Annotated in this window: 12 protein-coding genes; 7 read left to right on the top strand and 5 right to left on the bottom strand. The window is 59.0% G+C overall.

The window, feature by feature from the left end; translation table 11 throughout:
* The first annotated feature begins 195 nt into the window (after nt 1–195).
* The 3 genes from ACONT6_RS01420 (at nt 196) to ACONT6_RS01410 (ending at nt 3,092) form a co-directional block, all read left to right on the top strand.
* Nucleotides 196–873 carry a TIGR00153 family protein gene (locus ACONT6_RS01420; protein WP_428820111.1) on the top strand — a complete coding sequence of 226 codons (678 nt, stop codon included), beginning with the start codon at nt 196–198 and terminating at the stop codon, nt 871–873.
* Between the two features lie 16 nt (nt 874–889).
* The gene (locus tag ACONT6_RS01415) at nt 890–2,167 is read left to right on the top strand and encodes an inorganic phosphate transporter (protein WP_428820110.1); all 1,278 of its coding nucleotides are present in this window, start codon (nt 890–892) and stop codon (nt 2,165–2,167) included.
* Between the two features lie 127 nt (nt 2,168–2,294).
* Entirely contained in the window at nt 2,295–3,092 is a 798-nt protein-coding gene (locus ACONT6_RS01410) for a PhzF family phenazine biosynthesis protein (RefSeq protein WP_428820109.1), read from the top strand.
* Nucleotides 3,093–3,142: 50 nt separating this feature from the next.
* Here the strand turns inward: ACONT6_RS01410 and ACONT6_RS01405 are convergent, their stop codons facing one another.
* Together ACONT6_RS01405 and ACONT6_RS01400 are read right to left on the bottom strand one after the other, a co-directional pair.
* A complete protein-coding gene (locus ACONT6_RS01405) occupies nt 3,143–4,405 on the bottom strand; it encodes a M24 family metallopeptidase (RefSeq protein WP_428820108.1) in 1,263 nt (420 codons plus the stop codon).
* A 101-nt stretch (nt 4,406–4,506) separates the two neighbouring features.
* Nucleotides 4,507–4,965, bottom strand: a complete 459-nt coding sequence (locus ACONT6_RS01400) for a DUF6314 family protein (protein ID WP_428820107.1) — start codon at nt 4,963–4,965, stop codon at nt 4,507–4,509.
* A gap of 29 nt (nt 4,966–4,994) precedes the next feature.
* Here ACONT6_RS01400 and ACONT6_RS01395 point away from each other — a divergent pair, with 29 nt between their 5' ends.
* The 4 genes from ACONT6_RS01395 to ilvD all read left to right on the top strand — a co-directional run bounded on the left by ACONT6_RS01395 (nt 4,995) and on the right by ilvD (nt 10,644).
* Nucleotides 4,995–5,876, top strand: coding sequence for a DMT family transporter (locus tag ACONT6_RS01395; RefSeq protein WP_428820106.1), 882 nt, complete (start codon nt 4,995–4,997; stop codon nt 5,874–5,876).
* 19 nt (nt 5,877–5,895) lie between these two features.
* A complete protein-coding gene (gene argE, locus ACONT6_RS01390; RefSeq protein ID WP_428820105.1) occupies nt 5,896–7,050 on the top strand; it encodes an acetylornithine deacetylase in 1,155 nt (384 codons plus the stop codon).
* 228 nt (nt 7,051–7,278) lie between these two features.
* Nucleotides 7,279–8,592, top strand: coding sequence for an amino-acid N-acetyltransferase (gene argA / locus ACONT6_RS01385; RefSeq protein ID WP_428820104.1), 1,314 nt, complete (start codon nt 7,279–7,281; stop codon nt 8,590–8,592).
* Nucleotides 8,593–8,808: 216 nt separating this feature from the next.
* Nucleotides 8,809–10,644: a dihydroxy-acid dehydratase gene (gene ilvD, locus ACONT6_RS01380; RefSeq protein WP_428820103.1), complete on the top strand. Its 1,836-nt coding sequence runs from the start codon at nt 8,809–8,811 to the stop codon at nt 10,642–10,644.
* 65 nt (nt 10,645–10,709) lie between these two features.
* Here ilvD and ACONT6_RS01375 read toward each other — a convergent pair whose 3' ends face one another.
* The 3 genes from ACONT6_RS01375 to ACONT6_RS01365 form a co-directional block, all read right to left on the bottom strand.
* Complete coding sequence (locus tag ACONT6_RS01375) at nt 10,710–11,360, bottom strand: TonB family protein (RefSeq protein ID WP_428820102.1); 651 nt, start codon at nt 11,358–11,360, stop codon at nt 10,710–10,712.
* A gap of 227 nt (nt 11,361–11,587) precedes the next feature.
* Nucleotides 11,588–12,922: a tetratricopeptide repeat protein gene (locus ACONT6_RS01370; RefSeq protein WP_428820101.1), complete on the bottom strand. Its 1,335-nt coding sequence runs from the start codon at nt 12,920–12,922 to the stop codon at nt 11,588–11,590.
* Nucleotides 12,923–12,935: 13 nt separating this feature from the next.
* Nucleotides 12,936–13,556, bottom strand: a complete 621-nt coding sequence (locus ACONT6_RS01365; RefSeq protein WP_078085524.1) for an energy transducer TonB — start codon at nt 13,554–13,556, stop codon at nt 12,936–12,938.

Genomic DNA, 13,556 nt, shown 5'->3' with positions numbered 1-13,556 from the left:
TGCACCCGTCTACGCTTAAGTGAAGGCGCATTGTAGCTCTTATGGCGGGCAGCAACAGTGCAGCAGGTCCGCTCAAAACGCATCGAAACCGAAGCGTCACTGTGACCTGCGCACAGGTTGGGGTACCATGCCGCCCAAATCGGCCGCCCCGGTGGCTTTTCAACCAACTGTCAGGACCGGAAAAAGGAACAGACCATGCCCCTGTCCAATATCGCCAACCTGTTCGGCCGCTCGCCGATCAAGCCGATCAAGGAGCACATGGCGACTGCCCACGAGGCGTCAGCGGATCTGGTGCCCTTCTTTGAAGCCCTTATGAAAGGTGACTTCAGCACTGCCAAAACCGTTCAGCAGCGCATCTCCGCCAGCGAGAACCGCGCCGATGACATCAAGAAAGACCTGCGCCTGCACCTGCCGGACAGCCTGTTTATGCCGGTATCCCGTACCGACCTGCTGGAACTGCTGCACGTTCAGGACAAGGTCGCCAACAAGGCCCAGGATATTGCCGGCCTCGCCATCGGCCGTCAGATGGAAGTCCCCGCATCCATGCACAGCATGATGGGCACCTTCGTCGAGAGCGCGGTAGCCGCTTCTGCCCAGGCCTTGAAAGCCATCAATGAACTGGACGAACTGCTGGAATCCGGCTTTTCCGGTCGCGAAGTGGATATCACGCGCCGTATGACCGAAGAGCTCGACGAGCTGGAGCGCAAGTCCGACAAACTCGAAGTGGAAGTGCGCGCCAGTCTGTTCAAATTAGAAAAAGACCTGCCGCCGGTAGACGTGATTTTCCTCTACCGGGTAATCGAGTGGGTCGGTGACCTCGCAGATGAGGCCCACGGCGTGGGCAACCGATTGCAGCTGTTGCTGGCACGCTAACCGGGAGAGAGAAAACGTGGATATCATCGCTCAATACGGCCATATCTTCCTGATCCTGGCCTGTGTATTCGGATTTTTCATGGCCTGGGGTGTCGGTGCCAACGATGTCGCCAACGCCATGGGTACCTCGGTGGGCTCGCGCGCACTGACCATCAAGCAGGCGATCGTGATCGCCATGATCTTCGAGTTCGCCGGTGCCTACCTCGCGGGCGGCGAAGTGACCTCGACCATCCGCAAGGGCATCATCGCCCCGGACCTGTTTAACGACACACCGGAACTGCTGGTGTACGGCATGCTGTCGGCGCTGCTGGCGGCGGGTACCTGGCTGATGATTGCCAGTATCCTCGGCTGGCCGGTTTCCACTACCCACTCTATTGTGGGCGCCATTGTCGGCTTCTCCGCCGTGGGTATCTCCGTGGACGCCGTCGCCTGGGGCAAGGTGGCGAGCATCGTCGCCAGCTGGGTGGTGTCGCCGGTACTGGCCGGCACCATATCGTTCCTGTTGTTCCGAAGTGTGCAGCGACTGATCCTGAACACTGAAGACCCCTTCACCAACGCCAAGCGCTATATCCCGGTATACATGTTTGCAGTGGGCTGGATGATTTCCATGGTGACCCTCACCAAAGGCCTCAAGCACGTATTCAAAGACGCGGGCATTTCCCTGTCTTTCTGGCAGGATGCACTGATTGCCGGCGTCATGGGTCTGGTCGTGATGGGCATCGGCATTGTGCTGCTCAAGCGTATCAAGCGCGATCCCGCCGTGGAAAAAGACAATCGCTTCGCCAACGTGGAGAAAGTGTTCGCCATTCTGATGATCTTCACCGCCTGTGCCATGGCGTTTGCTCACGGCTCCAACGACGTGGCCAATGCGGTGGGCCCGCTGGCCGCGGTAGTGAACACCGTGCAGCAGGGCGCGGTAACCGCCAAGGCGGTAATGCCACCGTGGATCCTGCTGCTGGGAGGTGCCGGTATTGTGGTCGGCCTCGCCACTTACGGCTTCAAGGTAATGGCAACCATCGGTCGCAAAATCACCGAGCTGACCCCTAGCCGCGGCTTTGCTGCCGAGCTGGGCGCTGCCTCCACCGTGGTGCTCGCTTCCGGCACCGGCCTGCCCATTTCCACCACCCACACTCTGGTGGGTGCGGTACTGGGGGTTGGCCTGGCGCGGGGTATTGGCGCACTCAACCTGCGCATGATCACCACCATCGCCGCCTCCTGGATCGTTACCCTGCCGGCGGGCGCCGGCCTGGCGATCCTGTTCTTCTTCTTCTTCAAAGGTGTCTTTGGCTGGTAAGAAGAGACGGATAAGTACTGGACGGGTAATGGCAATTACCCGCGGCACTTGATAAAAAGGGAGAGCCAATCGGCTCTCCCTTTTTTGTTTCTGTTTTTTACACTGGCAATGAGAGAAGGAAACTCCCATGCAACTGCCCATCTATCAGGCCGACGCTTTCACCTCCGAGCTGTTCCAAGGTAACCCCGCCGCCTACGTGCCACTCACCCGCTGGCTGGACGATCACCTGATGCAGCAGATTGCCGCGGAGAACAACCTGGCGGAAACCGCTTTTACCGTAGCCGCCGGCAACGGCTTTGAACTGCGCTGGTTTACCCCCGGTGAAGAAGTCCCCCTGTGCGGCCACGCGACCCTGGTCACCGCCCACCTGCTGTGGACAGAGCTCGGGGTCACCGATGACGAGATTCATTTTTTCACCCGCAGCGGCGAACTGATTGTGCGCCGGGATGGCGACCTGCTCGCGCTGGACTTCCCGGCACAGACAAATTCGGAAATTGCGCTCACGGATGAATATGCCCGCGCCCTGGGTGCACAACCGCTGCGCGCACTGGAAGTTGCCGGATCGGACGATCAGTTGCTGGTGGAATTTGCCAGTGCCGCAGAAGTGGCTGAGCTGGCACCGGATATGCGTGCCGTAGCAGCCCTCCCCTACAAGGGACTGATCTGCACCGCGCCGGGAGAGGGCTTCGACTGTGATTTCGTCAGCCGCTTTTTCGCCCCTGCCATCGGTATCGACGAGGACCCGGTAACCGGCTCCGCGCATACCCGTCTGGTGCCGATGTGGGCAGAAAAGCTCGACAAAACCCGCCTGAAAGCCAAACAGATTTCCGCCCGCGGCGGCGAGCTGGACTGCACCCTGCAGGGCGACAGGGTAATCATGTGCGGCAGAGCCAAAACCTACCTGCGCGGGCAGATCAGCCTGTAACTAGCCTCGCACCCCATCAAAGATTACTGGACGGGCCGAAGGCCCGTCGCTTACCCCAGTGTTCCGAGAGGACTGGCGAGGCTCACCGGCGGCTTGGTGAACCAGGCGGGGCCATCCTCGGTCATGTACAGACAGTCTTCGATACGCACACCGAATTCACCGGGAAGGTACAGCCCCGGTTCATTAGAGAAACACATGCCCGGTGCAAGCTTGGTTTTTTCGCCGCGCACAAAATTCACCGGCTCATGCCCCTCCATACCGATACCGTGCCCGGTGCGGTGGGAAAGCCCAGGCAGCCGGTAATCCGGTCCAAAGCCGTTTTTCAGATAGAACGCGCGCACCGCATCGTCCACGGAACCCGCCGTTACACCGATTCTGGCCGCATCAAGCGCAACGTTCTGCCCTTCGCGCACCAGGTCCCAGATCTTCTGTTGTTTCTTGCTGGGCTCACCGTAGACAAAAGTGCGGGAAATATCCGACTGATAGCCCTCCACACTGCAACCGCAGTCCATCAGCACAATCTGCCCCTCGCGGATCTGTTGCGGCTGCTCACTGCCGTGGGGATAGGCGCTGGCTTCGCCGAACAGCGCCATGGTCCACACCCCCTGCCCACCCAGCGCGCTCTGTGCCTCACGCATCATCTGGTTGACGTCATCGGGAGTCATCCCCGGGCGCAAGCCTTTGTAGACCCTGCCATAGGCCGCCAGGGTAATTTCATTGGCCTTCTTCATCAGCGCCAGCTCGGCGGGACTTTTGATCATCCGGCAGCCGCGGGTGACTGGATCTGCGCTGACCAGTTTGAATCCGGGAAGCGCGTCGCGGATACCGTCGGCGACAAACCAGCGCACCGATGCTTCCAGCGCGATTGCGCCAGACTTGATACCGCGATCCTTGAGTACACCGGCTACCCGCGCAAACGGACTCTCGTGCTCGTGCCAGGTGCGCACATCTTCGCCGAAAGTCATCGACTCGCGTACCGAGGGCTCTTCAAAAAATGGGGTTACAACCGCCAGCTCACCGCGGCGCGGGATAATTACACAGGTCAGTCGCTCCGAACGCCACCAGCGGATACCGGTGAAATACAGCATGGCCGCACCGGGCTCGAGTACCATTGCATCGATGTCGTTTATTGCCATCAGCTCCTGCGCCCGCGCCACCCGGGCCTTGCGCTCGGACACACTGATCGGCTTTACGTCCGCGAGCAGGGATTCGGCTTTCTTATCGGTGTTTGGGCTTGTGGCCGCGCGCAGTGGCAGCGCGGGTGCGACAGCCAGTAATGCGGCGGCTTTCAACAGATGGCGTTTGCTCGGCATGGTCGTTTTTCTCCTGGATTTGGCCTGCCGTGTATCTTACCAGCAGTACCTTTCACCAGGCTTGGCGTTTACCCGCAGCGCCTCTTAATTAGTAGTGCCTCTTACCAATAGTGATAGTGCAGCCGCTCATTCTTGCGCGGCCCGTGAATCTGCCAGATCAATTCGATTTCATCATCGTGCAGCAACAGTTCGGCGGTATAGGTATCATCACCGCACAGGTGGGGCGATTGATGGCGAAAGCCCTGCTCGGTCACCGGAACCAGATTGAAAAGCAGCACCGGCTCCTCTCGCCGCAGGTGTTCGAGCCGCACAAAGTCGAGACAGCGGGTCCAGCGGTAGCGGTTCTGCAACTCGATCTTGTTGCCGTCGCCATCGGTAAACCGGGCCTGCTCGGCAAACAGGATGTGGGCTCCGCTGCGTGCGACCTCCACTTCGCCCCTGCCGTGGCCGCGCCAGTTGGTCTGCGACCCCGGGCCATTACTGGCGTTGAAACTGAATGCGCGCACTTTTTCCAGTCGCGTACACAGTTGCGCCAGCGCCGTCAGGGATTTGTAATCCATCCTTAAACTCACTGAGCTATTCCGTCCTCATGATTCTGCTGCTACTTGTCACCCTGCTGTGGGCTTTTTCCTTCAGCCTGATTGGCGTCTACCTGGCGGGCCAGGTGGACAGCTATTTCTCTGTGCTGACCCGCGTACTGCTGGCCACCCTGGTATTTCTGCCGTTCCTGAACTGGCGTACACCGCCGCGGACGGCCCTGACACTCATGGCCATAGGAGTGGTGCAGCTCGGGCTGATGTACCTGTTTTACTACCAGTCTTTTCTGTTACTGAGCGTACCCGAAGTACTGCTGTTTACCATTTTTACCCCGGTTTACATTGCCCTGATCTACGACCTGATGGCGCGGCGTTTCTCACTGCGAAACTCCCTGTGGAACCTTTCCATGGCAGCAATCGCAGTGGCCGGGGCCGCGATAATTCGCTGGGGCGAACTGAGCGACGATTACTGGCGGGGCTTCTTTGTGGTTCAGGGCGCCAATCTCTGCTTTGCCACCGGTCAGGTGGCCTACAGGCAGTTTATGCAATCTGCCCGCACCCAGGGGGAATCTCTTGCCCCGCGCCAGTCATTCGGCTGGTTTTTTATCGGTGCCAGCGCGGTAGCGACGCTCGCCTGGATAATTCTGGGGAAACCCCAGTACCCGGGCAGCCCGGTGCAATGGGGCGTGTTACTCTGGCTGGGCGCGGTCGCTTCGGGACTGGGCTATTTTCTATGGAACAAGGGGGCGACCCAGGTTTCACCAGCCACCCTCGCAACAATGAACAATGCACTGATACCGGCGGGACTGCTGGTCAACCTGCTGATATGGAATCACGATGCCGACCTGTTGCGCCTGCTTTGTGGCGGTATTCTAATCGCCGCGGCAGTTACCCTGAGCGAATGGCGCAGTAAACACCGGCCCAAAACCTCCTAACGATACAAGGATTGTCATCATGAGCACCCGCACGCTGCCCTCCCTGCAGAGCCAGCTGCAACAACTGGTCGCCAGCCCCAGCGTCAGCGCCACCAACCCGAAACTGGATATGGGTAACCGCGGTGTCATTGACCTGCTCGCCGTCTGGCTGGAAACCCTCGGCTTTGCGGTGCAGATACTGCCCATCGAGGACCAGCCCCACAAAGCCAACCTGATCGCCACCCTGGGCAGTGGCGACGGCGGCCTGGTTCTGGCCGGGCACACCGATACCGTGCCCTACGATGACAATCGCTGGCAGTCGGACCCGTTCAAGCTCAGCGAGCGGGACAACCGTTTGTACGGCCTCGGCAGTACCGATATGAAAGGCTTTTTCCCGCTGGCCATCGAGGCGGCAAAAAGTTTTGCCAACAAACCGCTGCAGCAGCCGCTGATCATCCTCGCCACCGCCGATGAGGAAACCTCCATGTCCGGGGCCCGCGCGCTGGTAAAAGCGGGCATGCCCAAAGCGCGCTACGCGGTGATAGGCGAGCCCACCGGACTCAAGCCCATCCGTATGCACAAGGGCATGATGATGGAGCGCCTGCGCATTACCGGCCAGGCCGGGCACTCCTCCAACCCCGCCTACGGAGCCAGCGCACTCGAAGCCATGCACAGCGCCATGAGCGAAATCCTGAAACTGCGCGGTGAGTGGCAACAGCGCTACCAGAACCCGGGTTTCGCGGTGCAGGTACCCACCCTCAATCTCGGCTGCATCCACGGCGGTGATAATCCCAACCGTATCTGCGGCCACACGGAATTACAGTTCGACCTGCGCCCACTACCGGGGATGCCGATGGACGATTTGCGCAGTGAATTACATCAGCGCCTGAAAAACACCATCGGTGGTGAAAAGATCAGCCTGGAAATGGATTCACTGATCGGTGGTGTGGAAGCATTTGAAGAGCCGGCGCAATCGGAGCTGGTCAAGGCTGCGGAAAAACTTACCGGGCACGGGGCCGAGAGCGTCGCCTTCGCCACCGAAGCGCCATTCCTGCAGAAGCTGGGCATGCAGACCATCGTACTCGGCCCCGGCGATATCGATCAGGCGCATCAGCCGGACGAATATCTTGGGTTGGAACGGATCGACCCGATGGTGGAAATCCTGCGCGGGCTGATCGGACGTTTTTGCCTGTGACGGTCTTAAGACTCGACGAGAAGGTATCGATAGCGGGGCGGCCTTGCGAGACCTTCGAAAAAAGGGACTTTTTCGAAGAGCCCCCAGGGATGGGTTCACGGCGTGTCTCGCAAGGCCGCCCCGGTAGCGGTACCGCTACAAGCTCAGATCAAAACTCCACGCATTATGGCCGCAGAAAATACGGTATATTGTGCAAACCACCAATTTACGTGCTGAACTGAAAAGATCGTGAACACAGAAACCACCAACCTCAACTGGTTCCGTAACGCCGCGCCGTATATCAACGATCTGCGCGGGCGAACCCTGGTGGTCGCGATTCCCGGAGAGGGTTTGGAGCACGAGAATTTTCGCAACCTGGTACACGACCTGGCCCTGCTGATCAGCCTCGGTGTGCGTCTTGTGCTGGTGCACGGCGCGCGCGCACAGGTAAACCGGGCCCTGCAAAGCGCGGGTATCCAGAACCGCTTCCACGGCAACACCCGCATTACCGACCGCGAAACCCTCGAGGTGATCAAGGGCGCGGTGGGCCGCCTGCGGTTTGAAATCGAGGCTGCCTTTTCCCAGGGGCTGCCGGATTCTCCCATGGCCAACTCCGCGCTCAAGATGCTTTCCGGCAATTATGTCACCGCGCGCCCGGAAGGCATCATCGACGGTACGGATATGCACTGGACCGGTCGGGTGCGGCGCATGGATACCAGTGGCATCAATCGCGCCCTGGAAGAAGGTGCCCTGGTACTGCTCTCGCCATTGGGAACCTCGCTGACCGGTGAACTGTTCAATCTGAACTATCTCGATCTGGCCGCCGAGGCGGCCAAAGCGTTGCGTGCAGAAAAGCTGATTCTGTACCGTGACCTGCCGCAGCTGGAAGTGGACGGCGGGCCCGTTTACGACCTGAGTATCCATCAGGCGGAGGACGTTGCGGAGTCCGTCGAGAGTGAAACCCTGAACCATGCGATCAACGCATGTAATGCCGGCACACAGCGGGTGCACCTGCTGAGCTACGCCGACAATGGCGCCCTGCTGCAGGAACTGTTCAGCCGCGAGGGCGCGGGCACCATGATTTATCGCGACAGCTACGAGGTCATCCGCCGTGCGCGCATCCAGGATGTGGGCGGTATTCTCGGACTGATCCGCCCGCTAGAAAAACAGGGGGTGCTGGTGCGGCGCTCGCGAGAAAAGCTGGAAGCGGAAATAGACCACTTCACTCTGGTAGAGGTGGACGGGACACCGGTGGCGTGTGCGGCACTTTATCCGATTCTCGATGACCAGGGGGATACCATCGCCGCAGAGGTCGCCTGCGTGGCAATTCACCCGGAGTTTCGCGGCGGCGGCCGCGGTGCCAAGCTCATGCAGCATCTCGAACGGCAGGCGCGGGCTCTGGATCTGGCGGAAATCTACGTGCTGACCACCCAGACCGAGCACTGGTTTATCGAGCGTGGCTTCTCCCAGGTCGACGTATCCGAGCTGCCGTCCAGCCGCAAATCCCTGTACAACATCCAGCGCAATTCCCGCGTTTTACGCAAGCAGCTTCAAACGCAATAGGCTTGCGGAGCTGGCGGCGTAATGCGGACAGTGCTTGCGTCCATCACCGCACTTTTCAGTAGTCGCGCAATATTCCTTCTATTTTGCTAATCTGTCGGGCTCTCGGGCGTACCCTCGTCCCACCAGCCAGACCGGCAGAACCCCGAATATGGTTTGTCTCTCTGCGAGAGTCAAAACACCCGGTTTCATTTTTGAACAAGCACATTAAGTAACGCTATGCCTCAGTACCGTTCCCGCACCTCTACCGCCGGCCGCAATATGGCCGGCGCCCGCGCCCTGTGGCGCGCCACTGGCATGAAGGATGATGATTTCCACAAGCCGATCATTGCCGTGGCCAACTCTTTCACCCAGTTTGTCCCCGGCCATGTGCACCTGAAGGACATGGGCCAGCTGGTCGCGCGGGAAATTGAAAAAGCCGGCGGTGTGGCCAAGGAATTCAACACCATCGCCGTGGACGACGGTATCGCCATGGGCCACGACGGCATGCTCTACAGCCTGCCCAGCCGCGAGATCATCGCCGATTCCGTGGAATACATGGTGAACGCGCACTGCGCCGATGCTCTGGTGTGCATCTCCAACTGCGACAAGATCACCCCCGGAATGTTGATGGCCGCCCTGCGCCTCAATATCCCGGTGATCTTCGTTTCCGGCGGCCCCATGGAAGCCGGTAAAACCAAGCTCTCCGAGCACAAGCTGGACCTCGTGGATGCGATGGTGATCGCTGCCACAGACGACGCCTCCGATGAACAGGTTGCCGAGTACGAACGCTCCGCCTGTCCAACCTGCGGCTCCTGCTCCGGTATGTTTACCGCCAACTCCATGAACTGCCTGACCGAGGCCCTCGGACTCTCGCTGCCGGGCAACGGCACTATGCTCGCCACCCATGCCGATCGCGAAGCACTGTTCCTGCGCGCCGGTCGTGAGATCGTGGCCCTGGCAAAACGCTATTACGACGAGGATGACGATTCTGCCCTGCCGCGCAATATCGCCAATCGCGCGGCCTTCTCCAACGCCATGGCGCTGGATATCGCCATGGGCGGCTCTACCAATACCATCCTGCACCTGCTGGCCGCAGCCCAGGAAGGTGAAGTCGACTTCACCCTCGCGGATATCGACCGCCTGTCACGCAAGATTCCGCAGCTTTGCAAGGTGGCGCCAAACACCCCGAAATACCATATCGAGGATGTGCACCGCGCCGGCGGTGTGATGGCAATTCTGGGCGAACTTGAGGCCGGCGGGTTGCTGGATGCAAGCCTGCCCACGGTATACAGCAGCTCATTCAAGGAAGCCCTGGAAGAGTGGGATATCCGCCGCACCGATAACCCGGACGTACATAAATTCTTCCGCGCTGGCCCCGCCGGCATCCCCACCCAGCAGGCGTTCAGTCAGGACTGCCGCTGGAACAATCTGGACGGTGATCGCGAGCACGGGTGCATCCGCTCCGTGGAGCACGCCTACTCTTCAGAAGGCGGCCTTGCGGTACTGTTCGGCAACCTCGCACCGGACGGCTGTGTGGTGAAGACCTCCGGGGTGGAAGAAGAACTGTGGAAGTTCGAAGGCCCGGCACATATCGTCGAGAGCCAGGAAGACGCAGTGGCGAATATTCTTGACGGCAAGGTCAAGGAAGGCGAAGCGGTTATCGTGCGTTACGAAGGCCCCAAAGGTGGTCCCGGTATGCAGGAGATGCTCTACCCCACCAGCTACCTCAAATCCAAGGGACTCGGGAAATCCTGCGCGCTGATTACCGATGGCCGCTTCTCCGGTGGCACCTCCGGGCTGTCGATCGGACACGTCTCTCCGGAAGCCGCCGGCGGCGGTAATATCGGCCTGGTACAAGACGGCGACCCCATCCGCATCGACATCCCCAACCGCCTGATTGAAGTGGACGTTCCCGAGGCAGAACTGCACCGCCGCCGCGAAGCCATGCACAGCAAGGGCGCCGATGGCTGGAAACCCGCAAAGGTTCGTCCGCGTAAAGTCAGCCGTGCACTCAAAGCCTACGCGCTGCTCGCTACCAGCGCCGACAAGGGCGCAGTGCGGGAAATCGACTGATACTTGCACTATAAAATTGGGCCGTAAGCGCATTGAACGCTTGCGGCCCAACCACTACTCCTCAGTTATTCCGCGAGTCGGAATGTGATCCGGTTTCTCACATTGTGCCGTTCCACCGCCTGCCCTTCTACAATAGTTGGGCGATACTTGAATCGCTCCACCGCATTTAACGCCGCACTATTGAAGACCTCGGTGGGTTCGCCCGCTGCAGTGTAGCCACCCACAACCCGCGGGTTTTTCACACTGCCGCTGGGGCTGATTGTGAATTCCACCACCACATACCCTTCGATTCCCCGAGCGAGCGCACGGCGCGGATAACGCGGCGCCGGCTTGTAGATCGGCAGTGGTTCGGCGCTGACCAGTGTGGGATCGTACTTGCGCTGGGTTGGTGCGGGCGGCTCGAAACTCAGGGGGATGTCCCCCGGCTCCACCGACCGCTCCACCTTCATCGGCTCCATCACCGGAGGCGGATCCTGCGGCTTCCGAATCGGTTGCGCCTGTTCCACGGTAGGCACAAGCTTCGGCAGGTGGATCGCTGCCACCTTGGGCGGCAGTTCCTCCACGGGGGCCCGGTAGTCGGTGGCAATTAACTGCGTCATGCCAAACAGCAGTAAGCCGGTGATCCCCAGGGCAAACGCCCCGTTGCGCGCAAGCGTAAGGGTTTTCGAAGGTATGGATAATAGAGGACTGGAATTGAGCGGATAAGCTTGTCCCATAAACACCTCTCCTTTTTATTGTCAGGTGTAGATTGGTCGCGCCGGGCGACAACAGGTCGTGGCGCGGCGGAAAAAGCTGATCAGCTACTTTCAGTATTTAGTCGATTTTGGCGAACATGCAAATAATTCCCATTTATTGATCAAACAAGCGCCAAAACACGCAAATTTCACGCAAAAAAAAGGCCGCACAGTGTGCGACCTTTTCGGGATTGGAATAAACAGGCGGCTTACAATGCCAGCTGCTTTTCCCGCTCCTGCTCAGCTTCTACGAAAGTAATCCACTGCTTGGCAAACTTCTCGGAACGTTTGTCATCAGCAGCCTGCTTCAGGTACTTCAGAGAAGCGTCGTACTTCTTCAGGTTGGCATTAGCCATCCCGAGTACGATATAGAGCTGATCCGGACGCTTGATATCGCCCTTCTTCAGCGCCTTGGCACCCATCTCCAGTGCTTTCTGATTCTTGTCCTGGTCGAGGTAGATACCGGCCAGACGAGAATAGAGATCACCTTTGTCAGACATCTGCGCTGCATCTTCCAGCTCGGGAATAGACTTCTGCAGCTCCTGAGCCATCTGGTACGCCTGAGCCAGGGTTTCCAGATTTTTCGAGGTGCGCTTGATCTTCTTCTCTTTGATGCCCTTGTCGATGACTTTGGCGCCCTTGTACGGCATTTCCGCGCCCATGAAGAGGTAAGCCATGTTCAACAGCTCTTTCTCTTTCTGCAGGGCGCCGGCGACATACGCGGCTTCCATCATGTGAAGCATATCGTCTTCACGCTTCAGCTCGCCGTACATGCCCGCCAGCTGCTTGTAGTACTCACCCTTGGGGTAGTGCTTCACCAGCTTCTCAAGAACCTTGGCTACATTCTTGTAGTCGTTCTTGTCGTAGTAGAAGTAGCGCTGCAGCTGGAGCCAGTTTTCCTTGGGTACCTTGCCTTCCTTCTCGTACATGCCGATGGCTGTACTGATGTCAGACATCGCCTTGGCACTGTTACCTACCTGGTGATAGGCCTGCGCACGCAACGCGTAGGAGTCGGCATTGATGTTATCCGCTACCGCAAACCACTTGTTCAGGTACGTCAGTGCCTGTTTGTAGTCCTCGGTCACGAAGTACAGCTGGGCAATAGTCAGCAGCGTACCCACTTCCAGTGCCACTGGCAGGTTTTCCTGACCCTGCTGCAGCACCTTCTTGTAGTTGTCGATCGCTTGCGGATAGCGCTCCATGCTGTAGTAAACGAAGCCGTAGAAGTAGTACATCTGCGCGGTTTCGTAACCGTTCAGCTTGCTCTTCCCAGCTTCCATTTCCCGCAGCGCGGCAAGCGCTTCCTGCCAATTCTGGGCATCCGCAGCTTCCTGCGCTCTACCCAGATATTTGAAGGCACTCTCGCGCATGGATGGCGTTTTGCGAGTCTTCTGCTCGGCCGCTTCAGACCGGGCAAAAGACGCGGACACACCCGCGGCTTCCAGCACAGTGACACTTACCGCCGGGGCAAGTACCAGGGGCAGCGCCACGGACGTGCGCAGGACGAATCTGGATAAACCTTTCGTCACGGTCGTCATATTCATATGCGTCCCCTATTTATTGCGCCATATTGAAGCTGATCTTGGTTTTTACACCAGGCACTTCAATTGGCTCGCCGTCAACAACCCGCGGCTTGTACTTGTACTTCAGGGCCGACTTCACCGCTGCGCGGTTGAAGATGGTGGTCGGGTTGCCATCTTTGGTGAAGGCTTCAACCACACGAGGATCCCGTACAGAACCGTTCTTGGTCACCGTATATTCCACAACTACCCAGCCCTCGATACCACGCTGCAGTGCGCGACGGGGATACTGAGGCTGAACCTTTACGATAGGCAGGTAGTCCCCTTCGGTGGCGAAACCACCAATCCCACCCACCTTCACGGCGGCGCTTGCAGCAGGAGCAGACATGTTCAGGGCATTGTCTATATCCGGCTGGTCAAACTCCGGCTCCGGCATATCGGGTGGCGGAGTTTCGGGCTCGTCGGGTTTATCCGGTTTGCTGGTATCGTATTTGGTTTCGATCTTCGTCTCAGGCATCACGACGTCTGCCACCTTGATAGGCTCTTCCTCATCGGGAGCCTTCATGTTGGCTTCAATCAGCTGATGCATGGTGAAGATCAGGGCGAAAGTCGTGGCTACCGCCAACGCACCTGCCCCTGCTAGTCTTACCGGGTTCAT

Source organism: Microbulbifer sp. MCCC 1A16149, assembly GCF_050368945.1.
Classification (GTDB): Bacteria; Pseudomonadota; Gammaproteobacteria; order Pseudomonadales; family Cellvibrionaceae; genus Microbulbifer.
Note: the sequence above shows the minus strand (reverse complement) of the source record. Positions and strands in the feature narration are given on the sequence as shown.

Bases quoted from the DNA above. Each gene is read 5' to 3' on its own strand.
- ACONT6_RS01420 (WP_428820111.1), top strand. From the start codon at position 196: ATGCCCCTGTCCAATATCGCCAACCTGTTCGGCCGCTCGCCGATCAAG.
- ACONT6_RS01410 (WP_428820109.1), top strand. From the start codon at position 2,295: ATGCAACTGCCCATCTATCAGGCCGACGCTTTCACCTCCGAGCTGTTC.
- ACONT6_RS01405 (WP_428820108.1), bottom strand. From the start codon at position 4,405: ATGCCGAGCAAACGCCATCTGTTGAAAGCCGCCGCATTACTGGCTGTC.
- ACONT6_RS01400 (WP_428820107.1), bottom strand. From the start codon at position 4,965: ATGGATTACAAATCCCTGACGGCGCTGGCGCAACTGTGTACGCGACTG.
- ACONT6_RS01395 (WP_428820106.1), top strand. From the start codon at position 4,995: ATGATTCTGCTGCTACTTGTCACCCTGCTGTGGGCTTTTTCCTTCAGC.
- argE (WP_428820105.1), top strand. From the start codon at position 5,896: ATGAGCACCCGCACGCTGCCCTCCCTGCAGAGCCAGCTGCAACAACTG.
- ilvD (WP_428820103.1), top strand. From the start codon at position 8,809: ATGCCTCAGTACCGTTCCCGCACCTCTACCGCCGGCCGCAATATGGCC.
- ACONT6_RS01375 (WP_428820102.1), bottom strand. From the start codon at position 11,360: ATGGGACAAGCTTATCCGCTCAATTCCAGTCCTCTATTATCCATACCT.
- ACONT6_RS01370 (WP_428820101.1), bottom strand. From the start codon at position 12,922: ATGAATATGACGACCGTGACGAAAGGTTTATCCAGATTCGTCCTGCGC.
- ACONT6_RS01365 (WP_078085524.1), bottom strand. From the start codon at position 13,556: ATGAACCCGGTAAGACTAGCAGGGGCAGGTGCGTTGGCGGTAGCCACG.